Here is a 21,896-nt window from a genome sequence, read left to right on the forward strand (position 1 = left end):
TCGATGACGCGTTCGCGCCTGATCCTGCTGAAACTGCACTGGCTGCTGGGGATTACCCTCGGTGCCAGCCTGTCGTTTATGGCGTTGAGCGGCGTGACGATGAGTTTTGAAGATGAAATTATGCAGGCCCTCAGCCCGCAGATGACGGTCAGCCCGCCGCAGGGCGGTGAGCCAATGTCGGCGGCGGCGATGATTGCTGCGCTCCGCCAGCAGCGCCCCGGCGAGCGGCTGATGTCGTTACAGATTGAGCAGCAGGACGATCGTGCCTGGACCGCCGCTTTCCAGCAGGGGAAAGGGCAGCGCAATCAGCGGGTGCTGGTGAATCCGTACAGCGGGCAGATCCTCGGGGAAGCGACCGGCGCGGCCTTTTTTGCCACGGTGCGTAATCTGCATCGCTTTCTCTCCCCTGAGGGGGATAACGCCATCGGACGAACGATTACCGGTGCCAGCGCCGTCAGCCTGATCTTCTTTGCCCTCTCCGGGCTGTGGCTGCGCTGGACGGCGGGCAGCCGCAGTGCGCGGGAGTGGCTGCGCCCGGAGTTTCGCCTCAGCGGTCGCGCGCTGTACCGCATGCTGCATCAGGTGGCGGGGACCTGGCTGACCGTGCTCTATCTGGTCAGTGCGCTCTCCGGCCTGTGGTGGTCATCGCAGTGGTATCGCCAGAGCGTCACCTGGCTGCTCGGCAGCACACCGGCAGAAGTGGTGAAGAAGCCCTTAACTGTGAAGAAAACGGCGGTGAAGCCCGCGGAGCCGGACTGGGATCGGGTCTGGCAGCAGGTGGTTCAGCGCTACGGCAGTCAGTACCAGTCGGCGCTGCTGTTTCTTCCTGCGCCGGGGAAGGCGATCCGCGTGCGCGTCCTGCCGCTGGATGCCCCGCACGCCCGCGCGCTGGATGAGCTGAGCATCAATCCCCGCACTCTGAACGTCACCCGGCAGACGCTGTACCGCAGCCTGCCCACCGGGGAACGAATTTTAACCGACATGGACCCGATCCATACCGGGGCGCTGTTTGGCATTCCGGGCCGCATAGCGATAACGATTTCCAGCCTGTGCATGCCGCTGTTTTTTGTCACCGGGCTGCTGATGTATTGGAAGCGGCGGCAGCGCCGCAAAAATCCGGCATCTTCTGAGGAGCATTTGTGAATTTATCAACCGAACGCACCGGGTGGGCTCCACGCCCGCTGGATGCTGAACTGACCGACTATCTGCCGCAGCCGCTGACGGCGGAAGTCAACGTCGGCTGGCTGACCGCTGACGGTGCCGTGCGCCTGAGCGGGTCCGGCCACGCGCGCTATGTTCTTGAAAAGCTGACCGCCGCGTTTGCGCATTACCACCCGCAGGCTCGCTTTGCCATTGAGCTGAAGGGCACGCCGACCGCGATGGCCTTCGCCATTAACGATAAGGCGATGTTCAGCGTGATGGGGCGTGAAATCACCCCGATGGAAAGCGTCCCCTGGCGCAAGCAGCGCGGTGCAGAGCCGCTGGGCATTCGGGTGGCGGGTGCTGCGCTGGATACCCGCCAGCATCTGGCAACCTCGCTGGCGGTCTATGTGCATCACGCCAATCCGCTGGCGCGGATAAGCCTCAGCCAGCTGTCCCGGATCTTTACCGCAGGCAATGTCGGTGGCGATTACAGCCGCTGGGGGCAGCTGGGGCTGGGCGGTGACTGGGCGGATCGGCGGATTGTGCCACTGACTACCCAGCAGTACAGCGGTTTCGGCAGCTATATGCAGAAACACCACTTTGGCGGGCGGGCGCTCAGCGCCGACTGCGAATATCTGGTCGGCACCGATCGCCTGCTGGAACGGCTGGAGCAGGAGCCGTCGGCGATATGCGTGGCGGCCATCGGGCGGGAAACGGCCCTGCTGCGCGCGCTGCCGCTGGCTGTAGATGACGCGGGTCCGTGGCTGAACGGCACCGTGGATGAGATGACGGCAGGTGACTACGCGCTGGGGCGCTACCTGTGGTTTTATCCGGCAATCCGCCACGGCGGCGGGCTGGATGCGCTACAGCGGGCGTTTCTGCGCTTCACGCTGTCGCGGCAGGGGCAGCAGATTATTGCCTCCCAGCCCGATGGCTATCTGCCGCTTAGCGCGGCGGATGCCCGGGCGGAGCTGTTACAGCTGGATCTGGCGGAGGGAGCCTGATGTCTGAGTTATTTTGTATTACCGGCAATGACGGCATGGCGTCGCTGATCGAACCGTGGTGCGAGATGCTCTCCGCACGGCGGCCGGAGCAGCAGTTTCAGCTCAGCCTGGCCGGTTCATCCACCGCCATCATGGCGCTGGCGGCGGATGCCTGCCTGCTGGCCCCGATGTCGCGCGCGCCCTGGGCGCAGGAGCTGGCGGCGTTTCGCAACGTTAAGGGCTATCAGCCGACGGGCATTCAGATTGGCTGGTGCGGCCACGGCCCGCGCGCGGGTGCGAAAACGCCGCCGGCCATCTGGCTGCACCGCGATAACCCGCTGGCCGGTCTGAGCATGGCACAGCTGGCGGCGGTGTTCTCTTCCGGCTCGCCGCAGGGGGATATCACCTGCTGGTCCCAGTTAGGGCTGGGCGGGGCCTGGCAGCACCGGCGCATTCACCTTTACGGCCTGCGCGACGACGGCAAGTATGCCAGTGCTTTCCGCCGCGCTCATCTCGGCAATCGGCAATTCCCGCGCCACTACGAGCCGCTGCCGGACCGCCGCGCGGTGCTGGAAGCGGTGGCCGCCGATCCTTTCTCGCTGGGGGCCGTTGGCTGGTTTAACGCAGCCGCGTTGGGTGACGCAGTGCGCGTACTGCCGCTGGGCCATCATGAAGGGCATTATCATCTGCCAACCGCCGGGGCGGTGCAGGCGGGGGACTATCCGCTGGGCAGCGCCGTTATGCTGTGGATCGATCTGCCGCCTGGCGGCATCCCTGAGCCGCGTCTGGCGGAATTTCTGCAGCTGGCGTTGTCCGATGCCGGACAGCAGGTGGTGGCTGCACAAAGCGCATCGCCGGAGGGCTATCTGCCGCTGAATCAGCCGATGCTGCTGGCGCAGCGTCAGCGACTGGAGCGGCTAATTAACGGAGAAACTCAGGGATGAACAGATTGCTGACGAAAAAAACGAAAACGCGCGTGGATATCTACGGCGAGCGCTTTCGCGCCCGGGGGCCGGGGCTGTCGCCGCGGCTGCTGGCGGTGGCCAGCTATATTAACGATAACCGCGAGGTGGTGCTGGAGCACACGGCGATGGAGATCGCCGCCGCGACGCAAACTTCCGACGCCACGGTAGTCAGGGCGATTCAGGCGCTGGGATTTGCCGGACTGCGCGATCTCAAGCAGACCATGGAAAGCTGGTTCGGGCCGGGGATCTCGTCGGCGGAAAAAATGAGTTCAACGGTGAATGCGCTCTCCTGCGACGTGAACTCCAGCATCGACTTCGTTCTTGAAGGGCATCAGCGCGCCTGCGAAGTGCTGTCGGAACCGCACAATCGTGCCGCCATGTCCCGCGCCGTGGCGCTGCTGGCGGAGGCCCGCCAGGTGGGGATTTTTGGCATTGGTGCCTCCAGCATCCTGGCTGAATACGCCGCGCGCCTGTTCAGCCGCAACGGCATTCCCGGCGTTCCCCTGAACCGTACCGGGGTGATGCTGGCCGAGCAGCTGATCAACCTGCAGCGCGGCGATGTACTGATTATGATGGCGCAGAAGTCGGCGCACCGTGAAGGACTGACGACGCTGCGTGAGGCAAAGCGGCTGGGTATTCCGACGATTCTGCTGACTCACTCCATTGATTCCCGCTTCAGTAAAGAGGTTCAGGTGGTGATCAACGTGCCGCGCGGCGGGGAGAATGGCAAGGTGCCGCTGCACGGCACGGTGCTGGTATGCCTGGAGATGATTATTCTGTCGGTGGCCTCCACGGCTCCGCAGCGCACAATTAAGTCGATGAAGCGCATTCAGGAGCTGTATCGGGCGATTGGTAAATCAGGCGCAAAAAAAGCGTAAGAATATTCCGGTGAATTCCAGTATTCCCGGAATAGTCGCGCTAATTTTTCCGGTGCATTATTAATCTTGAATCAGAGCTGTCAGCGTTTTTTTTAGATAAAAATATACTTATATTCATCAAATGCTAAAAAAAAGCGGATGTTTTAGTTTAAAATCCGGCGGCCGCAACGGATTGCGATGCGGATAATTTGTGATTTTATCTTCATATTGTGCTGCAGGAGTTTTCAATGGATAGTAATACGCCAGCTCGTACGGCGACGCATTCTCATGTGTCCTCTGCCATACCTCACTTTATCGATCAAAACACCGAGCTGGACTTGATCGATGTTCTTACTATTATTCTTCGGAAAAAGTTTACCATTCTGGCTTTTATTATCGTTGCAGCGCTGATTGCTGTGGCGGTGAGCTTCATGATGCCGCAGCGCTGGACCAGCAAGGCGGTGCTCGTACCCGCTGAGTCCTCACAGTTGAAAAATATCAACGACGCGCTGACTAAAATGTCGGTTCTGGATATTAAAACGGATATTACGGCAGACTCTCTGCTGGCGGATTTTATGCGTGATTTTGACTCGCAGCGGCTGCGTGAGAAATATCTGGTTAATACGCGCTACTTTAAGAAACTGGAAGCGCTGACGGCCGGTGATGACGAATCACGTGATCGATTGATTAACGACATACTGCATGGAAATATTGAGTCACGCAGTTCAATTAAAAATAAAGAGGCGAACAAGAAAGAGTATCTCTATTACGATGTTGAATATAGTGCAGAAACCGCCGTTGACGCCCGCGATCTGCTGGAAGGCTATATCAACTATGTTGCCCGTGAAGTTAACGATGAACTGTATCGGCGCCTGGAAAATAAGATCAAGCAAGCCAAAATGAAAGAGAGCGATCTCTATAACCTGGAGATGATGCAGGAGCAAATTAAACACCGCAGCAAGATTGAACGTTTGCAGTACGCGCTGGATATTGCCAGATCGGCAGGTATCCAAAAGCCATCCTGGAGTAACGGTGGTGTGATTCAGGACGATCCGGATTTTTCGGTCACCCTTGGCGCTGATGGCCTGGCGCGCAAGCTGGACATTGAGAAATCACTGCCGGTGGGATCGCTGAATGACGAGCTGCAAAATCGCCGGGTGTATATTGAAAAACTGAACGCACTCAAGATCGAGCCAACGGATGATATGCCCTTCAAATATATGAGTACCCCCTCTGAACCGCTGACCCGTGATGCCCCCAGGCGTACACTGATGGTCTTGCTGTTTGCACTGATCGGGCTGGTTGTAGGCTGCGGTTATGTTCTGGCGAAGAGTGTGATGGCGAGTCGCGCGGTGAAGTGAATGTTATTAAAGGGGAAAGAAGGCGGACAATGTCCGCCTTAATGGTTTCAGGCTGATGCCGCCGCAGGACGGCTGCGTTGCTGCGCCAGTTTAACCACGTAATAAATCACGCATGAAATCAGCAGTGAGTTAATCGTTGGTACACCCCATTCGGTTAACAGGCCCACTGCACTGCCCACCAGGGTGGCAATAATCGCGACCCAGCCAATCACCGGCGTTTCGCTGTCTTTCGGCAGTTCACCCAGCAGACGGCTGCGGTCAAGCAGACCACGGTGGCTGCGCAGCAGCAGATAATCCACCAGCATAATGCCGAGGATCGGTGGGAAAACTACGCCCAGCACGGTCAGGAAATCGACGAAGCGATCGAGGATGCCCAGCACCGACAGCAGGGTGCCGAGCAGGCCGATCACCAGCGTCGTGCTGCGATACTTCAGCTTTTTACCGCTGATCCCTTCCACGGCGTTAATCACCCCCAGCGATGAGGAATAGAGGTTCAGATCGTTAACGCGCAGGGTAGAGAGGATCACCACCAGCAGCCCCACACCGCCCGCGGCCTGCGACATAATCGTCACCACGTCCGCGGTTTGCAGCGTACGGGCGATCAGAATGGCCAGACCGTTGACGATAAACTCACCGGCAATAATCGTCAGCAGGGTAATGCCCGCCACGTGCTTAGACGATTTCGAATAGCGGGTCAGGTCCGGGGTCATCAGGCTGGCCACGATTGCACCGCCCACCACCATCGTAATTGCCGCGCTGATGGTCAGCGGGGAACCGGTCGGTGGCAGATCGATAATCTGCTGCAGGGTGTGGCCGGACAGCGTATGGAATGAAATAAAGGCAACCAGGCAGATAAACAGCGGTACGGCAATGCGTGCGGTCACGCGCAGTGCCTTAAAGCCATAGGTCACCAGCACGGTCAGCAGCAGACCGGAGAGGCTGGCGGCAAGCGGGAAGCCTAACCTGTCGCCGAGCGCAAAGTTCAGCGATTTAGCGAAGATGGCATTCTGAATGCCAAACCAGCCGAGCAGGCTGACGGCCACCACCAGGCCAATCAGCACGGAACCGATACGGCCAAAGCCGCACCAGCGTGCCAGCAGGCTACCGGAGATCCCTTCACGCATCCCGGCATAGCCCAGGCCGTAAGTCACGATACCAAAAATAACGCTACCGGCTAAAATCGCCAGAAACGCGCTGGCCAAATCCATCGAGTCACCCAGCACCGAGCCGAGCATAAATTGATCCAACGCGGTGAGCATGCCCATATGCACCACGGCAACGCTCAGGAACGAGACGCGCTTGTTCTCGGGAACGCGGCTTAGCGGATAGTCTTCTATTTTTATCACGATCTGTTTCCTTGAAAATTAAATAAACTGGATGCCCTTTTCGATCAGGCGGTCCGGAATAAAATTGTCTAACCCTGCGTGACGGCAATACTCTTCAAACTGATTGAGCGTGTGCACCCCGGCCTTCTGGTAGATGCTGTAAATCCGGTTTTCTACCGTGCGATGGCTGAGGTTATAGATACGGGCGATCTCCTTGGTGGATAAACGCTGTAGCAGTAAAAACAGCGTATCCAGCTCCGAACGGGTAAACAGATCGGTGCTGACTTCGGTGGTCAGCACCCCTGGTTTTTGCTGGGTGATATATTTCAGCGGCGACAGGGTGTCGAGCAGCCGGGCATTCCATGCCACGCCAATAAATACGCCACCGTCGCCGTACAAAGGGATTTTTTCGCTGACGTAGGGTGTCAGACTGTCCTGGCCAAACCAGAAGTGAGTTTCAATCACCGCCACCCGGCCGTGGCAGGCTTCGGTGCGGCGATCGTGCTCGATCAGTTCCTCTTCACACTCCGCCCAGGAGGCGGGAAACTCACTGTCGAACTTTCCCTCAACGGCAAACTCCTTTGGCGTGTTGGTATAGCGATACGCCATATCATTCATATAGATATGGCGTGACTCTGCATCTTTGATGCCCCAGGGTTCAGTTAAGTGTTCCATCATGGCAATCATTGCGTTCAGATTTAACTGCTGCTTTGCATCTGAAACGTTCATATCTTCCCCCTGTAACCCCACTATCAGAGCTTTTTCGCCAGATAGTGCCGGGTATGTTGATGGGCGTAATCACCCAGTTCGCCGTAGACGGAATAGCCTAACTTTTCGTAAAAGCCTCGCGCCTGAAAATCAAACGTGTCGACATAGGCCATATGGCAGCCGCGTTTTCTGGCTTCCTGTTCCGCATTTTGCATTAAATCGCGCCCGACACCTTTGCCGCGACAGTCATCGCTGACCCACAAATACTGCACCTCCAGCCCTCCCCACCACGTGCGGGCAACAAGACCGGCCATTATCTGGTTCTGCTCATCGCGCAGAGTCAGAAAGAGGGGATGGATGTCTACCGGGGTGGTTTTAGCGTTGTGGGTCCACAGGCTGTCGATGACATACTCTTCATCTGCGGCGGCGGGTTTGTCAGTAATAGTAATTTTCATTGTTAGTCCGATATCATTATATGAAGTAAAATTAATAAGATAAGTTGCGCATTAACAATGGGTAATTATCATTTTGGTTTTCAGCAAACAAGAGTGTTTTTCTCCCGTTCCCCCGAGGTAAAAAAACATCTACTGTAGTGATTACTGGGAAATGCCGCTATGCAGATCACACTATTATCAATTTGCCGGGTAGTTTGACAAGGTTTCTTTGCGCCTCACCAGGGCCATTTCTCGATGGTACACACCCATTTCTCGCCACGATTGACGCGAATGGAGTGATAATAAAGAAAGATAACTGATAATTTAAAAACAAATAAGTTCAGGAAATCTTTTCAAAGATAGCTGTATCTTTTCAAAGGACCGCGAGTTTCGGGTCCCTTGAGTTTTTCTCAGGCTTCCCCGTTCGTTACCGCAACCCGCCAGACATCGTAATCACCACTTTGCCACAGTGCTGCTGACTATCGAAATAACGCCACGCTTCTAACGTTTCCGAAAAGGAATATACCCGGTCGATAACCGGCTGTAGCAGACTCTGTTCCAGCGCCAGGTTCATACGCTCAAAATCGTCGCGGCTGCCCACGCTGAAGGGGCGAACGGTGGCACCGCTGGTAAACAGCGTCATAAAATCAACGGATTGCTCCCCATTGGCAACGAAGCCCAGCAGCGCGATCTCGCCACCGGATGCGGTCGACTTCAGCGAATTGTTCAGCGTTCCCGGTCCGCCAATCTCTACCACCCGCTGTACCCCTTCGCCGTTGGTCAGCGCTCTGACCTGCTGATGCCAGTCGGGATGCTGGCGGTAGTTAATGGTATGCGTCGCGCCGAGTTGGTGTAGCAGTGCCGCTTTTTTGTCGCTGGACGTGAGTGAGATAATCTTCAGACCCATCTGTCGGGCAAACTGTACGGCAAATAGCGCTACGCCGCCGGTGCCCTGAGTCAGCACCGTTTCACCGGGCAGCAGCGGGCGCGACTGTACCAGACTGTTCCATGCGGTTACCGCCGCACAGGGCAGGGTCGCGGCCTGTTCGTCGCTCAGATAAGACGGGACGGCGACCAGCGATGCTTCATCTATCACCTTATACTCGGTGAGCCAGCCGTCCGCCCGGCTTCCCCATGCGCCGCCGCTGTTACCCCGCGTCAGGCTGCCGCCCAGCCACTGCGGAAAAAAGATCCCCGCCACGCGTTCGCCGCAGGCAAAACGCGTGGCCTCTTCCCCGCACTCCACGATGTAGCCGACGCCGTCCGAAAGCGGGATCAGCCCTGCCTGCGGTGCAAGCGTGCTCTTGCCATGCAAAATGGCCAGATCGCGATAGTTCAGGCTGACGGCGGCCACGCGGATCAGCACCTGTTTACGTCCCGGCCGCGGGCGGGGTTCTTCAATGCGATGAAGATGGTCGATGCTGCCAAAATGATTAAGACGATAGCTGTACATGGTTGTGCCCTCTGCTGATGTAATGCCGCTACCTTATCCGTCTGCCGCTGTACAGATAATGACTGAACAGGTATTTTTACTGACTTATCGTCCAGAAAAGGTCATGAGATGGCTCTGCTTGATGATGTTTTTGCCGCAATGCACGTGAACAGCGCACTCCATTCGCGCCTGCGGCCGCGTGCGCCCTGGGGCGTCAGATTTATTAAAAGCATGTCGATTCGCTTTGGTTTTATGCTGGAAGGCCAGGGCTGGCTGACGGTTAACGGCCAGCCCCCGAACCGCCTGCGCAGCGGGGAGGGATTTATTGCCAGACCGGGCGTGCTGCTGTCGCTGAGCGACGAGCCGCAAACGCCCACTCGCCCCTGTGAGGAGGTTTTTGCCGACTGCGCGGGTAAAAGTGCCGTTTTTGGCGGAGAAGGGGAGAAGGCCGAACTGCTGTGCGGCTGGCTGACCTTTGATGCCGGTGGCGCTCAACCGCTGCTGTCATTGCTGCCAGACTGCGTGGTGATCCCGGCGGATGCGGAGCGTTCGCCGCTGCTGGCCGCCACGCTGCAGCTGCTGGCGCTGGAGACCGATGCTCCGCATCTGGGTTCGCAGATTGTGGTCAGTCGGCTGGCGGACGTGCTGTTCGTGCAGGCCATCCGTACGCACTACCAGCAAATGCAGCCGCAGCAGGGATGGATGGCGGCGCTGGCCGACGGCCGCCTGCGCCCGCTGATTGGGCAAATCCATCAGCAGTTAGACTTTCCGTGGCGGTTGAGCGAAATGGCAAAGCAGGCGGGTATGTCGCGCTCGGCGTTTACCGTGCATTTCAAGCAGGTGACCGGCGAAACCCCGGGTGAGTATCTGACCCGCTGGCGCATCTGGCGTGCGCGCTGCCTGCTGCGCCACCCCGAGCTGGCGCTGGAAGCTATCGCCCGGCAGGTGGGCTACGATTCCGCCATCACTTTTGGCCGGGCATTCAAGCGCCATGAAGGGCAGACGCCGGGGGAATATCGGCGCGCGCTGGCAACGTAGCTGAAGTTACCCGCGTTCTGAACGCTTGCGCAAGTGCCGGGGCTGGTGCTTGTGCAAACGTTATGGCTTGATGCTACATTCGCCCACTTGTGCAGTCGGGCTGGATAAGCGGAACGTTCAGCTCTTTACGGGCGCTGTTGATCCAGCAGGGCGTGCAGGTTATCCGCCGTCAGCGGCCTGCTGAATAAAAAGCCCTGTAGCAGATCGCAGCCAGCGGCTTCGAGCATCGCGCGTTGGGCGTCGGTTTCCACCCCTTCCGCCGTCACGGTAATCCCCAGGCTGTGCCCGAGAGTGATCACCGATTCGACGATGGTCGCCGAGTTGTCGCGCACTCCCAGCGACTGGGTAAAGGTCTGATCGATTTTGATGGTATCAACCGGGAACTGGATCAGGTAGCTGAGGCTGGAATAGCCGGTGCCAAAATCGTCCAGCGCGATGCTGAATCCGGCTTCGCGCAGCGTATTGATATTCTGCAAGGCGCGTTCTTTATCTTCCAGCAGCACGCCTTCCGTGATCTCCAGTTCGATCTGGCGGGGATTGATGCCGTGACGCGCCACGGTCGTCATGAGTGTACTGATAAAGTTTTCAGCCAGGAACTGAAGCGGTGAGACGTTGATCGCCACAATAAGCTGCGGGCAGGTGGTGGCCATCTGGCAGGCTTTCTCCACCACCCAGTCACCGAGCGGGATAATCAGCCCGGTTTCTTCCGCCAGCGGCACGAAGTCAGCCGGAGAGATAGGACCGAGCTTCGGGTGGTGCCAGCGCAGCAGCGCTTCAACGGCGACCGTTTTTTTCCCGTTGATATCAAAAATTGGCTGATACAACTGGGTCAGTCCGCTGTCATTTTCCAGCGCAAGACGCAGCTGTTGTGCCAGCCTCTGACGTTTTTGCAGGGCTTCATCCATCGCCGGAATAAACAGGCGATACTGCCCGCCGCCTTCGGCTTTCGCGGCATAAAGCGAGATATCGGCTTTGCGCATCAGCTCCAGCCGGTCGGTGCTGTCGAGCGGGGCCAGCGCCACGCCGATGCTGACGCCGATCCACATCGCATTGCCGTTCAGCTGCATCGGCTGCGACAGGTGAGCAATAATCTGCTGGCACAATTGGTCAACCTGCTGCCGATCCGTGACGTTGGCCATTATGATCACAAACTCATCGCCGCCCAGTCTGCCAATCGAATCTTTAATCGGCAGCAGGCTGGACAGCCGTTTACTGACTTCCATCAGCAGCTCATCGCCGGTGTGGTGACCCCAGGTGTCGTTGACGATCTTGAAATGGTCGAGATCCAACATCAGCAGGGCAAGGCTATCGCGGTCGGTCTCCAGCACGCTGAGTCGATGATTCAGCTGCTCCTCAATCCATTTGCGGTTGGGCAGGCCGGTTAAAATGTCATGCAGCGCGATATGACGGGAACGGGCTTCGCTGGTGGCCAGTTTTTGCATCGAACGCGTCAGATTCAGCGAGGAGTGCCACAGGCGGCGGGTCATCACCAGGCACATCAGGGCAATGCTGAGGATGGCCAGCGCAATCAGCGGGCCGGTAAACAGCAGCATTTGACTGCCGGGGCGCATCGGCTCCCAGGAGACATCGCTGACCGGCGTGCCCTGATGTGAGGTCAGCAGGAAGCCTGCGCTGTTTGGCTGGTCCGGCTGCCTGGCGCTGAAGCTGAAATTACTCACCACGCCACGATGAGTGAGAAAATCAACAAAGCTGCTGCGCAGATAGCGGATAAACACCAGCTGATAGCCGCGATCGTCGCCGGGCAGGCTGGCAACGGCCACTTCTGCCACGCGTTCGCGCAGGCGGATAAAATCGCTGGTCAGCGTATTGGAGGCACGCAGGCCTGGCGCCAGCTGTTGGGCTATCTCATGGTAGCGCTCAACGGGCGCAGGGGCGTCTGAAAACCAGGCAGCCAGCGGGCGCTGGTGGGCATCCACCAGATAAACTTCGTCATCGCCAATCAGCCGAAATAGCCACGGGGCGGCCGCATCTGACTGTAGCAACAGTGAAACCGGCTGTGTTTCCCGCAGCAGATTGCGGTGCTGCTGGCTGAACTCTTCCAAATGTTGAGCCAGCAGGTTTTTGATCACCTGCTGCTGTTTTTCCAGCGCCTTATCGTTGCTCTGTGCCGTAACCCACCAGGCGGTAAGCCCACACCCCAGCAGAGAAAACAGCACCACCGCCACCACTGGCGCGATAACATTACGCGTGAACTCCCGGCGCAAACTGGCAACCGTGCTGTGTTTGTTTTTCATTGACCTTCCAGGATAGACGCGTTGTAGTCCCAGGAAACCACCGATCTTGAGATAGCAAACATTACCTCATTGACCATTTTTGGCAAAGATAAACCCTTGGATAACGTCATGAATAGGTCAGTTATTGTTGTATCAAGGGTTTTGGGTGAAATGGGGTTTCCTGAAAGTGCCAGTTATCCAGGCGAATTGATCAATTAAAGCACCACACACATCGGGCGTCCACACACCGGATCGGCATGGATTTCTGCATTGATGCTGAAAACCCGATGCAAAAGTTCCGGAGTCATCACCTGTTCTGGCGTGCCGCTGGCGACCACCTGACCGGCCATCATCAGCACCAGATGGTCACAGTAGCGGCTGGCCTGGTTTAGATCGTGCAGCACCGTCACCACGGTTTTTCCCTGCTGCTGCTGGCGGCGCAGCAGAAGCAGCAGCTCAACCTGATGATTGATATCCAGCCAGGTGGTCGGTTCATCCAGCAGCAGCAGCGGCGTGTCCTGTGCCAGCGTCATTGCCAGAAACGCCCGCTGGCGCTGGCCGCCGGACAGCGTACTGACCTGTTTTTCAGCGAGAGTGCCGATCTGCACTTCGTCGATGGCCGCCTGTACCCGCTGGCGGTCAGCCGGGCCCGGGCGACCAAACAGATTAAGCCACGGGCTGCGGCCGTAGCCCACCAGCTCCCGTACGCTGATTCCTTCCGGCACGCTGTGCTGCTGCGGAAGCAGGGCAAGACGCTGCCCCAGCTGGCGGGCGCTCAGCCCGGACAAATCGTCATCCCCCAGCATTACCCGTCCCTGCCTGGGTTTCAGCAGCCGCGAACAGCAGCGCAGCAGCGTGGATTTACCGCAGCCGTTGGGGCCAAGCAGGGCGGTGATCTTCCCGGCGGGCAGCGTCAGCGAGAGGTTATGCAGAATGGGCGCGCTGGTATAACCGGCGCTCAGCCCGTCGACGGATAATGGCATCATTAGCGGGTTCTCATTAACAGCCAGAAAAAGTAGGGCGCGCCAATCACCGCCGTCAGCACCCCGGCGGGCAGCTCCAGCGGCGGGTGCAGCGTGCGTGCCAGCAGATCGGCCAGCATCAGCAGCAGTGCGCCGGTCAGCATCGCCGCCGGGATCAGCCAGCGGTGGCGGCCGCCCACCAGCCGCCGCGTCAGATGCGGGGCAACCAGTCCGATAAAGCTCAGCGGTCCGCAGACGGCCACACTGACGGCGGCCAGCGCCAGTGCCAGCAGCAGAATGCGCCGCCGTGCACGGGGAACCTCCACGCCGAGCGTCGCCGCCTGCTCATCGCCCAGCCCCAGCAGATCGAGGCTGCGGCACAGCAGCAGGCTGAGCGGCAGCAGCACAACCAGCCACGGCAGCGCCAGCCAGACAAACGGCCAGCTGCGCCCCCACAGGCTGCCGGTCAGCCACAGCAGCGCCTGGTTGATCTCCAGCGGGCGGGAGAGCATCAGATAGTCGGTGATGCTGGCGTAAAAGGCGGTCAGCGCCACGCCGAGCAGCGCCAGCCGCAGAGGAGCGCTGCCGCCGGCCAGCAGCCGCAGCAGCAGGAAGGCCAGCAGCGCACCGGCAAAGGCCAGCAGCGGCAGCCAGGTCGCCGACAGCGCCGGGAACAGCATCAGTCCGGCAATCGACATCAGTCCGGCGGCGTGATTCACTCCGAGAATTTCCGGCGAGGCCAGAGGATTGCGAATGGCCCCCTGCACCAGCACGCCGGACACCGCCAGCGCCGCGCCCACCAGCATCGCCAGCAGGGTGCGCGGCAGGCGATACTCCATCAGGGCAAAGTAGCGATCGTCCGCCGGGTTCAGCGCCTGATACAGCGCGTGAAAGCTGAGGGTTTCACTGCCGTAGCGCAGCGACAGCGGCAGCACCAGCAGGGTGAAAATCAGCAGCAGCAACATGGCGCCCAGCGGCTGCCGTCCCCGTTGATGTTTCATATCCGCCTCCGAACCAGCCAGACAAAGCACGGCGCGCCGATCAGTGCTACCACCGCTCCGGCGGGTAGCTCGGCGGGGAACGCCAGCCAGCGTGCAATCACGTCGGCCAGCAGCATCAGCAGCGCGCCGAACAACATACAGGCGGGCAGGAGACGCCGCAGATCGTGGCCGATCCATGCCCTGGCCATATGCGGCACCAGCAGGCCGAGAAAGGCCACCGGTCCGGCAACGCTGACGCAGCTGCCGACCAGCACCACCACCAGCAGGTTGACCGCCGTGCGCAGCATCCCGGGATTGACTCCCAGCGTGTGTGCGCTGTCGTCGCCCAGCCGCAGCAGGTTCAGGCGCGCCGCCAGCAGCCAGGCCAGCGGCATCAGCAGTACGCTGAACGGCAGCAGCTGCCAGAACTCGCGCCAGCGCACGTGGGACACGCCCCCGGCCAGCCAGTGCAGGATGCCGTAAGTGTGATCCTCCGCCAGCAGCAGCGTGGCGCGGGTCAGCGCGGCGCAGAGTGCGGACACGGCCACCCCCGCCAGAATCAGTCGGCTGCGGTCACCGGCAGACCGCCAGCCTTTGCCCAGCAGCATCACCATTCCCCAGCTGATACCGCCGCCCGCTGCCGCCAGAAGTGCGAGGCTGTAACCGGCGATCCAGCCGGGATTAAAGGCGCTGGCCAGCACCATTGTCAGCGCCGCACCGGCGTTAATGCCCAACAGGGAAGGGGAAGCCAGCGGATTACGCGTCAGGGTTTGCAGCAGGCAGCCCGCCAGCGCCAGGCTTGCCCCCAGCAGCATCGCCACCAGGCTGCGCGGCAGTCGCAGGTTAAACACCAGCGCCTGCGGCAGCGCGGTGGCCTTACCCGGCAGCAGCGCGCTCAGCGCCTGCCCAGGCCCGATCGGCAGCGCCGACGCGCTGAACAGTGACAGCCAGAAGGCCAGCGCCAGCAGCAGCAGCGGTAGCCCCCAGGCAAGCAGCGGTCGGCCTGACATCATGGCTGCACGGCCACCGGCTGATGATGCAGGATCGCCACCAGATCGCGGGCGATCTGCTCGGCGGCAAACAGCCCGCGCATCCGCGCCCAGCCGTTGCTGTCCACTTCAGCCACCTGATTTTTCTGCGCGGCGGTTAGCATCTGCCACAGCGGGTCCTGCTGCCAGTCGCGCACGATGCTCTGCTGACGGTAGTGGGCCACCAGCAGCCAGTCGGGGTTGATTGCCAGCAGCTGTTCCAGGTTGATGCTGGCAATCGGGCTTTGCCCTGCGGACTCCGGCACGTTCATCCCCAGCGCGGCCAGCACGCTGCCGGTGTAACTGTCGCGGCTGTGCAGATTAAACTGCTGCTCGCGCGAGGTGCCGAACACCAGCTTCAGCCCTTTGGGCAGCTGACTGGCAAAATCCTTCATTCGCTGATGATGCAGCGCCAGCCGCTGCAGCATTTCGGCATCTTTGCCCAACACTTTGCCGATAATCGCCGCCGATTGCAGATTTTCTTCCCAGGTTTCATTACGGGATTTCAGCATCAGCGTGGGGGCAATACTTTTCAGCTGGCCGAGGATGCCGCCGTGGCGGGCGCTGTCGGCAATAATCAGGTCGGGCTTCAGCGCGGCAATCACTTCCAGGCTCGGCTGGGCGCGGGTGCCGACCGATTTCCACGGTGCCAGGCGCTGACGCACGGCGGGCAGAATGCGCTGCGGATCGTTATCGTCGGCCACGCCAACCGGGCTGACGTCCACCGCCGCCAGTGCATCAACAAAGGACAGTTCCAGTACCACCACCCGCTGCGGGGCATGTTCGAGGGTGAAGGTGCCGTTGCTGTCCTGCACGGTCACCGCCGATGCGGCCGATGCGACCAACAGCAGGGCGCAGGACAGAAGACGAGGAATAAGCGTGAACATAGATTCTCCAACTGCCAGAAACGACAAAGCGGGCTGCCACCGGCACCCGCCACGTAATCCACAACGGCCGGTTATTGCACCGGCCATCGGGAACATCAGAACTTAACGGAGCCCTGCAGATAGACGGTGCGCGGCTGCCCGGCGTAGATGCCTTTGTTGTTGTCATCGTAGGCGCGGGTGAAGTATTCGTGGTCGAAGATATTCTTCACGCCGACGGCCAGGTTGAGGTTGGCGTACTGCGGGCCGAAGTCATAGTTGGCGCGCGCGCCCCACAGCATAAAGCCGGGGATGCGGCCGGTGCTGCCGTCGGCGCTTTCCTCACGGGTATTGGCGTTATCGGCGAACTGCGAAGACTGATACTCGCTGTTGAGGTTAAAGGTCCAGCTGCCGGTCAGGTAATCCAGCCCCAGCGTGCCTTTGTGCTTCGGCGAGAACGGCACCTGATTACCGTGGTAGTCGCCCTGCTCGCGGATCACCGCATTGACGTACGCATAGCTGGCGGAAACCGACAGATTTTCCAGCGCCGGGGAGAGGTCGCCGAGGTCATAGCGCAGCTTGCTTTCCAGCCCGGTATGGCGGGTTTTACCGCGAGCGGTGACGCTGTCGGTTACCTGGTTTGAATCGTACTGGTTGCTGAAGTTAATCAGGAACAGACCCGCTTCGGCCTGCAATACCTGATTGTCATAGCGCGTGCCCAGCTCCCAGGTGCGGGCTTTTTCCGGCTCGACGCTGCCGCTGCTGACCGCTTTACCGATCTGGCTGTACTGTACGGTGCCGAACGACCCTTCGGTGTTGGCATACAGGTTCCAGGCATCGTTCAGGTGATAGAGCACGTTAAGCGCGGGCAGCGGCGCGTTGTAGCCGATTTCCTGCTTTTCACCCTTGATGAAGTTGTTCTGGTAGGACTGGATATGCTCGTAGCGCATGCCCGGCGTAATGGTCCAGTCGCCGATGTCGATGCGGTCATCAAGATACCAGGCGTGCGCCTCGGTGCCTGACTGGGTGTCGCGATCGTACGGGCTGCTGCCGGTAGGCAGTTTTCCGCTGCTGGCCGGGCTGGTGTAGCGCAGTTCATGGGTGGATTCGCTGACGTAGCGATAACCGACGCCGACTTCATGCGCGGTGTTGGCAATCGTGAAGCTCTGGCTGTAGCGCGGTTCCACACCGCGCACCCAGTATTCGCGCGGCGACAGAGTGATGTTTTTCCCCTGGTCCAGATAGCCGCTGCGCAGGGTGTTGGTGTAGAAGGTCAGGATATTGAATTTGTGCTGGGTATCTGGCTGATACTGATAGCCAAGACTGGCCAGCTGGCGGCGGCCCCAGAATTCGTCGTAAGGTCGCGTAGACTGGAAGCGATCGGCGTTGTAGTCCGCGCGGGAAAGCCCGCCCGGCATCTGGGCGCGACCTTCGTAATACTGCAACAGGCTGGTGAAGGTATGGACCTCATTCGGCGCGTAGCGGGTTTTCAGCATCACATCGTCGATTTTGGTCGAGCTGTGTTCGCGCCAGTCGCTGCCGCGCGTGCCGGAGTAGAGCAGCGCCGCGCCCAGGCCGTTATCGGCGGTGCCGCCGATCATAAAGTTGCCGCTGCCTTTCGGATCGTTCTGGGTTGAGGTGGGCGTCAGCAGCCCTTCCATTCCCGCTTCAATGCCGAAATCCTGCGGAATGGCGCGGGTCACAAAGTTGACCACGCCGCCAACGCTCTGCGGTCCGTAGCGCACGGCACCGCCGCCGCGTACCACGTCCACCGCATCCATATTGCCCAGTGACACCGGAGCCAGCGACAGCTGCGGCTGGCCGTACGGGGCGAACGGCACCGGAATGCCGTCCATCAGCACGGTGGTGCGGCTGGCAAGGCGCGGATTCAGCCCGCGAATGCCGAAGTTCATCGCCATATCGTGGCTGCCGGTGCCGTTATTTTCCGGGGCGTTGACGCCCGGAATGCGGTTCAGCGCTTCACGCATGGTGGTGGCACCGGTACGTGCAAAGTCTTCGCGGCGCAGCACATCACGCGCACCGGCGTGTTCGAACACATCGTCTTCGCGCGCGGTGCCCAGCCAGTCACCGACCACGGTCAGCGTGGCGGTTCCTGCCACCACCGGCACCGGCTCCAGCGTAAAGGCGTTATTGCCCAGCGATTTCGCCTGCAGGCCGCTGCCGCTCAGCAGCGCTTGCAGCGCCTGTTCCAGCGAGTAGCTGCCGTTCAGGCCCGGGCTCTTTTTGCCCTGGGTCAGCGCCGAGTTGACCGACAGCGTAATGCCGGAGCGGGCGGCGAACTGGTTCAGCGCCTGGTCGAGATCGGCGGCGGCAATCTGATAGTCAGCCGTTGCCGGAGCGGTTGCCGCACTGACCAGCGCAGGAGCGGCCAGCGCCAGCGGTGCCAGCGCACAGTGAATAGCGAAAGCCAGAGGTGTTGTTTTGCTAAAAGCGCGCTTGATGCGGGCGCAGGAATCAGACATGACCGTCTCCAGAGTGAGCATTTTTTATCTTGTGTACTAAGGAGTCGAATGAGCTGGGCAAAAGGGACAATGCAATTTGAAATTTTTTTATTTTTTTCGCTATGCCGCGCTGACCTTCACCCAGTAGCGGCTGAGGGTCTGAATTTTTATCGGCAGCGTTTGCGCCAGCACGGCCAGCAGACGGTCGGTATCCTGCAGCGGGAAGGTGCCGCTGACCCGCAGTTCAGCGGCGCTGTCGTCGCAGATCAGCATGCCGAGGCGGTAGCGCGCCACTTCTGCAATCACCTCGCCCAGCGGGCGGTTGCTGACGCTGAGCAGGCCACGGGTCCAGCTGCTGCTGTTGGCAACCAGCGGTAAGATTTCACCGAAGCTGCTGCGGCTGAAGCGCAGCGTTTGCCCCTGCTGAACCACGCGCAGTTGCCGCGCATCGTCGGCCAGCGTGGCCTCTACCGCATGCTGCTGCACCGATAGCTCGGTGGCATCCGGCCACAGCCGCACGCTGAATTCAGTGCCGAGGGCACGTAGCATGCCGTCGGCGGTGGCCACCCGGAACGGCCTTTGCTGCGCATCGGCGGCGGTGGTAATCGCAATTTCCCCGCGCTGTAGATGAATGGTCCGCTGGCTGCCGGTAAATTCCACCTGCACCGCACTGGCGGTATTGAGCGTCATCTGCGAACCGTCGCTCAGCCGCACGCTGCGCATTTCACCGGTAGCGGTACTGTAATCGGCACGCAGGCTCAGGCCCAGCGGCGACTGCCAGAGCTGCCAGCCGCTGCCGACGCCCAGCAGCACCAGCAGGCTTTTCAGCACGCGGCGGCGGGTAAGGTTTGCCTGATTCAGCGTTTGATAGCTGAGATGCCCCGGCAGGGTTTGCAGCTGGTTTTGCAGGGACTCAACGCGCTGCCATGCCCAGCGGTGGTCTTCATGCTGCTGTAGCCACTGCTGCCAGCGGGCGTGCTGCTGCGCGGTGGTGTCCCCGGCGCAGAAAGTGGCATACCAGCTGGCGGCCATTTTTAACGCCTGACGCTGCTGCTCGCTGACCCGTTCGGCCATTACGCCAGATCCTGCATCAGGCGAAACAGCAGGCAGTGCTCGGTGGCTTTAGCCATATATTTTTTTACCGAGCTGACCGATACCGCCAGCCGTTCGGCAATCTGCGGATAGGTAAGCCCTTCCAGCTGCGACAGCAGAAATGCCTGGCGAACTTTGGCACCAAGGCCATCGAGCATGGCATCGATCTGCTGCAGCGTTTCCAGCAGGGCGTGCTGCTGTTCCGGGGAGGGGACATATTCTTCCGGCAGCTGTTCCAGCATATCCAGCCAGGCCCGCTCCAGCGCGTTGCGGCGGAAGAAATCCACCATGACTCGTTTGGCAATTGTGCAGAGGAAGGATTTAGGTTCGCGGATCTCCGCCACGCCGTTGCCGAGCAGCACCCGCAGGAAGGTATCCTGCGCCAGATCCTCGGCGTCGCTGGCCGATCCCAGTTTGTGCTGTAGCCAGGAGCGCAGCCACCGGTGATGTGTCTGGTAGAGGCTGGCGAACATATCGGTAGACGCGGCTGGCGTTGACATAACGAGTTACACATCCCGGCAAAAAAATGACGCCGGGATGATAATTGATAATAGTTATCATTTCAATGACCAAAAATCGTTCGATTATCCGCCCGATCAAGGTCTGCGATCGTAAACGGGGCCAGACGGGCACAAACGGTCATTCCGACGCGTTGTGAATGAGACTGAGATCGAAGTTGTTAACCCTGAAACCGGCTTGTTAATGATATGTGATATCGCTCAAAGATTTTGTTTTGGGCTTTTGATTATATGATAACCAATGTTTACGTTGTCATTTTGTTTTGTCAGAAGAAATTATGGATAAATCATTAATTTAGGTTTGAATAGAAAATTCGTATTTTTTATTTACCGAATAATGACAACGTCAACATTTTGCCTATGTGACGATCAATATTGCTACTGGAGAGAGAAATGAGTCAGCTGCCCGAGAAGATGAGCGCCGTAGTCTGCCACGGCCCCCAGGATTATCGCTTTGAGCAGGTTCCGGTGCCGTTGCCGAAGGCCAACGAACTGGTGATCAAAGTAGAAGGCTGCGGCATCTGCGCCGGTGACTGTAAGTGCAAAAACGGTGCACAGATGTTCTGGGGAGAAAACCCGTGGGTGAAGCCGCCGGTGATCCCGGGGCACGAATTCTACGGCCGCGTTGCCGCGCTGGGCGAGGGCAGCGAGAAGAAATTCCGCGTGGGCGAGCGGGTGATTGCCGAGCAGATCGTTCCCTGCTGGGACTGCCGCTACTGCAAATCCGGCAGCTACTGGATGTGTGAAACCCACAATATTTACGGCTTCCAGAAAGACGTGGCCGAAGGCGGCATGGCGGAATATATGCGTTTCTCGGCCAACGCCATCGTCCACAAAATCCCGGAAAGCCTGAGCCATGAAGATGCGGTACTGATTGAGCCAATGGCCTGTGCGATCCACACCGTGGCGCGCGGCGATATTCAGCTGGATGATGTGGTGGTGCTGGCCGGAGCCGGACCGCTGGGCCTGTGCATGGTGCAGGTAGCGCGGCTGAAAACGCCCAAAAAACTGATTGTTATCGATGCGATGGACGATCGTCTGGCGCTGGCGAAAGAGTACGGTGCCGATGTGGTGATCAACCCGCTGAAAGAAGACGCCGACAAAATTGTTAAGTCGCTGACCGGCGGCTACGGCTGCGATGTCTATATCGAGGCAACCGGCTCCCCGGTGGGCGTAACGCAGGGTCTGCAAATGATCCGCAAGCTGGGCCGCTTCGTGGAGTTCAGCGTGTTCGGCAAAGAAACCACCGTTGACTGGTCGATTATCGGCGACCGCAAAGAGCTGGATATTCGCGGTGCGCATCTGGCCCCTTACAGCTATGAAATTGCCATCGACCTGTTTGAACGCGGGCTGGTGACATCGAAAGGCGTGGTGACCCACAGTTATTCACTCGAAAAATGGGATGAGGCATTTGCGCTGGCCGACTCTACCGATTCAATTAAGGTCGTTCTGGTTCCGTAGTTTATTTTTACCGATGTTATTTATACCGTTGCTAATAAATCAATAAAAAT

The 21,896-nt window shown here is 59.4% G+C and carries 19 protein-coding genes; 7 read left to right on the top strand and 12 right to left on the bottom strand.

The window, feature by feature from the left end; genetic code table 11:
* Positions 1–3 precede the first annotated feature (3 nt).
* The 5 genes from JOE09_RS12155 to wzz(fepE) all read left to right on the top strand — a co-directional run bounded on the left by JOE09_RS12155 (position 4) and on the right by wzz(fepE) (position 5,309).
* Positions 4–1,143 carry a PepSY-associated TM helix domain-containing protein gene (locus JOE09_RS12155; protein WP_205065947.1) on the top strand — a complete coding sequence of 380 codons (1,140 nt, stop codon included), beginning with the start codon at positions 4–6 and terminating at the stop codon, positions 1,141–1,143.
* On the top strand, positions 1,140–2,147 hold the full coding sequence (locus JOE09_RS12160; protein ID WP_205065948.1) for a substrate-binding domain-containing protein: 1,008 nt from the start codon (positions 1,140–1,142) through the stop codon (positions 2,145–2,147). Before JOE09_RS12155 ends, JOE09_RS12160 begins: the two co-directional genes overlap by 4 nt.
* Positions 2,147–3,070 (top strand): PstS family phosphate ABC transporter substrate-binding protein, encoded by a 924-nt coding sequence (locus JOE09_RS12165; RefSeq protein ID WP_205065949.1) that lies wholly within the window; start codon positions 2,147–2,149, stop codon positions 3,068–3,070. The genes JOE09_RS12160 and JOE09_RS12165 overlap by 1 nt, the downstream gene beginning before the upstream one ends.
* Entirely contained in the window at positions 3,067–3,969 is a 903-nt protein-coding gene (locus tag JOE09_RS12170) for a MurR/RpiR family transcriptional regulator (protein WP_105592460.1), read from the top strand. Before JOE09_RS12165 ends, JOE09_RS12170 begins: the two co-directional genes overlap by 4 nt.
* Before the next feature lie 227 nt (positions 3,970–4,196).
* Positions 4,197–5,309, top strand: a complete 1,113-nt coding sequence (wzz(fepE), locus tag JOE09_RS12175; RefSeq protein ID WP_205065950.1) for an LPS O-antigen length regulator Wzz(fepE) — start codon at positions 4,197–4,199, stop codon at positions 5,307–5,309.
* Positions 5,310–5,356: 47 nt separating this feature from the next.
* On the opposite strand, the gene JOE09_RS12180 is transcribed toward wzz(fepE), so the two are convergent.
* From JOE09_RS12180 to JOE09_RS12195, 4 genes are all read right to left on the bottom strand, one after another.
* On the bottom strand, positions 5,357–6,655 hold the full coding sequence (locus JOE09_RS12180; protein ID WP_205065951.1) for a cytosine permease: 1,299 nt from the start codon (positions 6,653–6,655) through the stop codon (positions 5,357–5,359).
* A gap of 18 nt (positions 6,656–6,673) precedes the next feature.
* Positions 6,674–7,363: a helix-turn-helix transcriptional regulator gene (locus JOE09_RS12185; RefSeq protein WP_105592457.1), complete on the bottom strand. Its 690-nt coding sequence runs from the start codon at positions 7,361–7,363 to the stop codon at positions 6,674–6,676.
* Positions 7,364–7,386: 23 nt separating this feature from the next.
* Positions 7,387–7,797 (bottom strand): GNAT family N-acetyltransferase, encoded by a 411-nt coding sequence (locus JOE09_RS12190; RefSeq protein WP_205065952.1) that lies wholly within the window; start codon positions 7,795–7,797, stop codon positions 7,387–7,389.
* A gap of 406 nt (positions 7,798–8,203) precedes the next feature.
* Positions 8,204–9,229 (bottom strand): zinc-dependent alcohol dehydrogenase family protein, encoded by a 1,026-nt coding sequence (locus JOE09_RS12195; RefSeq protein WP_205065953.1) that lies wholly within the window; start codon positions 9,227–9,229, stop codon positions 8,204–8,206.
* A gap of 108 nt (positions 9,230–9,337) precedes the next feature.
* Here JOE09_RS12195 and JOE09_RS12200 point away from each other — a divergent pair, with 108 nt between their 5' ends.
* Complete coding sequence (locus JOE09_RS12200; protein WP_205065954.1) at positions 9,338–10,246, top strand: AraC family transcriptional regulator; 909 nt, start codon at positions 9,338–9,340, stop codon at positions 10,244–10,246.
* Positions 10,247–10,371: 125 nt separating this feature from the next.
* Here the strand turns inward: JOE09_RS12200 and JOE09_RS12205 are convergent, their stop codons facing one another.
* From JOE09_RS12205 to fecI, 8 genes are all read right to left on the bottom strand, one after another.
* Entirely contained in the window at positions 10,372–12,501 is a 2,130-nt protein-coding gene (locus tag JOE09_RS12205; protein WP_205065955.1) for a putative bifunctional diguanylate cyclase/phosphodiesterase, read from the bottom strand.
* Positions 12,502–12,695: 194 nt separating this feature from the next.
* Positions 12,696–13,463: a Fe(3+) dicitrate ABC transporter ATP-binding protein FecE gene (gene fecE, locus JOE09_RS12210; protein ID WP_205066146.1), complete on the bottom strand. Its 768-nt coding sequence runs from the start codon at positions 13,461–13,463 to the stop codon at positions 12,696–12,698.
* Between the two features lie 2 nt (positions 13,464–13,465).
* Positions 13,466–14,443: a Fe(3+) dicitrate ABC transporter permease subunit FecD gene (gene fecD / locus JOE09_RS12215; RefSeq protein WP_205065956.1), complete on the bottom strand. Its 978-nt coding sequence runs from the start codon at positions 14,441–14,443 to the stop codon at positions 13,466–13,468.
* Positions 14,440–15,432, bottom strand: coding sequence for an iron-dicitrate ABC transporter permease FecC (gene fecC / locus JOE09_RS12220; protein ID WP_205066147.1), 993 nt, complete (start codon positions 15,430–15,432; stop codon positions 14,440–14,442). Before fecC ends, fecD begins: the two co-directional genes overlap by 4 nt.
* Positions 15,432–16,337 carry a Fe(3+) dicitrate ABC transporter substrate-binding protein FecB gene (locus JOE09_RS12225; RefSeq protein ID WP_205065957.1) on the bottom strand — a complete coding sequence of 302 codons (906 nt, stop codon included), beginning with the start codon at positions 16,335–16,337 and terminating at the stop codon, positions 15,432–15,434. Before JOE09_RS12225 ends, fecC begins: the two co-directional genes overlap by 1 nt.
* Before the next feature lie 95 nt (positions 16,338–16,432).
* A complete protein-coding gene (fecA, locus tag JOE09_RS12230) occupies positions 16,433–18,796 on the bottom strand; it encodes a TonB-dependent Fe(3+) dicitrate receptor FecA (protein ID WP_205065958.1) in 2,364 nt (787 codons plus the stop codon).
* A 99-nt stretch (positions 18,797–18,895) separates the two neighbouring features.
* A complete protein-coding gene (gene fecR / locus JOE09_RS12235; protein ID WP_200546269.1) occupies positions 18,896–19,849 on the bottom strand; it encodes a ferric citrate uptake sigma factor regulator FecR in 954 nt (317 codons plus the stop codon).
* The gene (fecI, locus tag JOE09_RS12240; RefSeq protein WP_205065959.1) at positions 19,849–20,367 is read right to left on the bottom strand and encodes a ferric citrate uptake sigma factor FecI; all 519 of its coding nucleotides are present in this window, start codon (positions 20,365–20,367) and stop codon (positions 19,849–19,851) included. Before fecI ends, fecR begins: the two co-directional genes overlap by 1 nt.
* Before the next feature lie 411 nt (positions 20,368–20,778).
* On the opposite strand from fecI, the gene JOE09_RS12245 reads away from it, so the two are divergent.
* The gene (locus tag JOE09_RS12245) at positions 20,779–21,846 is read left to right on the top strand and encodes an alcohol dehydrogenase catalytic domain-containing protein (RefSeq protein WP_105592447.1); all 1,068 of its coding nucleotides are present in this window, start codon (positions 20,779–20,781) and stop codon (positions 21,844–21,846) included.
* The last annotated feature ends 50 nt before the right edge of the window (positions 21,847–21,896 follow it).

It is taken from the genome of Pantoea coffeiphila, assembly GCF_016909495.1.
GTDB lineage: Bacteria > Pseudomonadota > Gammaproteobacteria > Enterobacterales > Enterobacteriaceae > Erwinia > Erwinia coffeiphila.

Bases quoted from the DNA above. Each gene is read 5' to 3' on its own strand.
- JOE09_RS12155 (WP_205065947.1), top strand. From the start codon at position 4: ATGACGCGTTCGCGCCTGATCCTGCTGAAACTGCACTGGCTGCTGGGG.
- JOE09_RS12165 (WP_205065949.1), top strand. From the start codon at position 2,147: ATGTCTGAGTTATTTTGTATTACCGGCAATGACGGCATGGCGTCGCTG.
- JOE09_RS12170 (WP_105592460.1), top strand. From the start codon at position 3,067: ATGAACAGATTGCTGACGAAAAAAACGAAAACGCGCGTGGATATCTAC.
- JOE09_RS12185 (WP_105592457.1), bottom strand. From the start codon at position 7,363: ATGAACGTTTCAGATGCAAAGCAGCAGTTAAATCTGAACGCAATGATT.
- JOE09_RS12190 (WP_205065952.1), bottom strand. From the start codon at position 7,797: ATGAAAATTACTATTACTGACAAACCCGCCGCCGCAGATGAAGAGTAT.
- JOE09_RS12195 (WP_205065953.1), bottom strand. From the start codon at position 9,229: ATGTACAGCTATCGTCTTAATCATTTTGGCAGCATCGACCATCTTCAT.
- JOE09_RS12200 (WP_205065954.1), top strand. From the start codon at position 9,338: ATGGCTCTGCTTGATGATGTTTTTGCCGCAATGCACGTGAACAGCGCA.
- JOE09_RS12205 (WP_205065955.1), bottom strand. From the start codon at position 12,501: ATGAAAAACAAACACAGCACGGTTGCCAGTTTGCGCCGGGAGTTCACG.
- fecE (WP_205066146.1), bottom strand. From the start codon at position 13,463: ATGCCATTATCCGTCGACGGGCTGAGCGCCGGTTATACCAGCGCGCCC.
- fecD (WP_205065956.1), bottom strand. From the start codon at position 14,443: ATGAAACATCAACGGGGACGGCAGCCGCTGGGCGCCATGTTGCTGCTG.
- fecC (WP_205066147.1), bottom strand. From the start codon at position 15,432: ATGTCAGGCCGACCGCTGCTTGCCTGGGGGCTACCGCTGCTGCTGCTG.
- JOE09_RS12225 (WP_205065957.1), bottom strand. From the start codon at position 16,337: ATGTTCACGCTTATTCCTCGTCTTCTGTCCTGCGCCCTGCTGTTGGTC.
- fecA (WP_205065958.1), bottom strand. From the start codon at position 18,796: ATGTCTGATTCCTGCGCCCGCATCAAGCGCGCTTTTAGCAAAACAACA.
- fecR (WP_200546269.1), bottom strand. From the start codon at position 19,849: ATGGCCGAACGGGTCAGCGAGCAGCAGCGTCAGGCGTTAAAAATGGCC.
- fecI (WP_205065959.1), bottom strand. From the start codon at position 20,367: ATGTCAACGCCAGCCGCGTCTACCGATATGTTCGCCAGCCTCTACCAG.
- JOE09_RS12245 (WP_105592447.1), top strand. From the start codon at position 20,779: ATGAGTCAGCTGCCCGAGAAGATGAGCGCCGTAGTCTGCCACGGCCCC.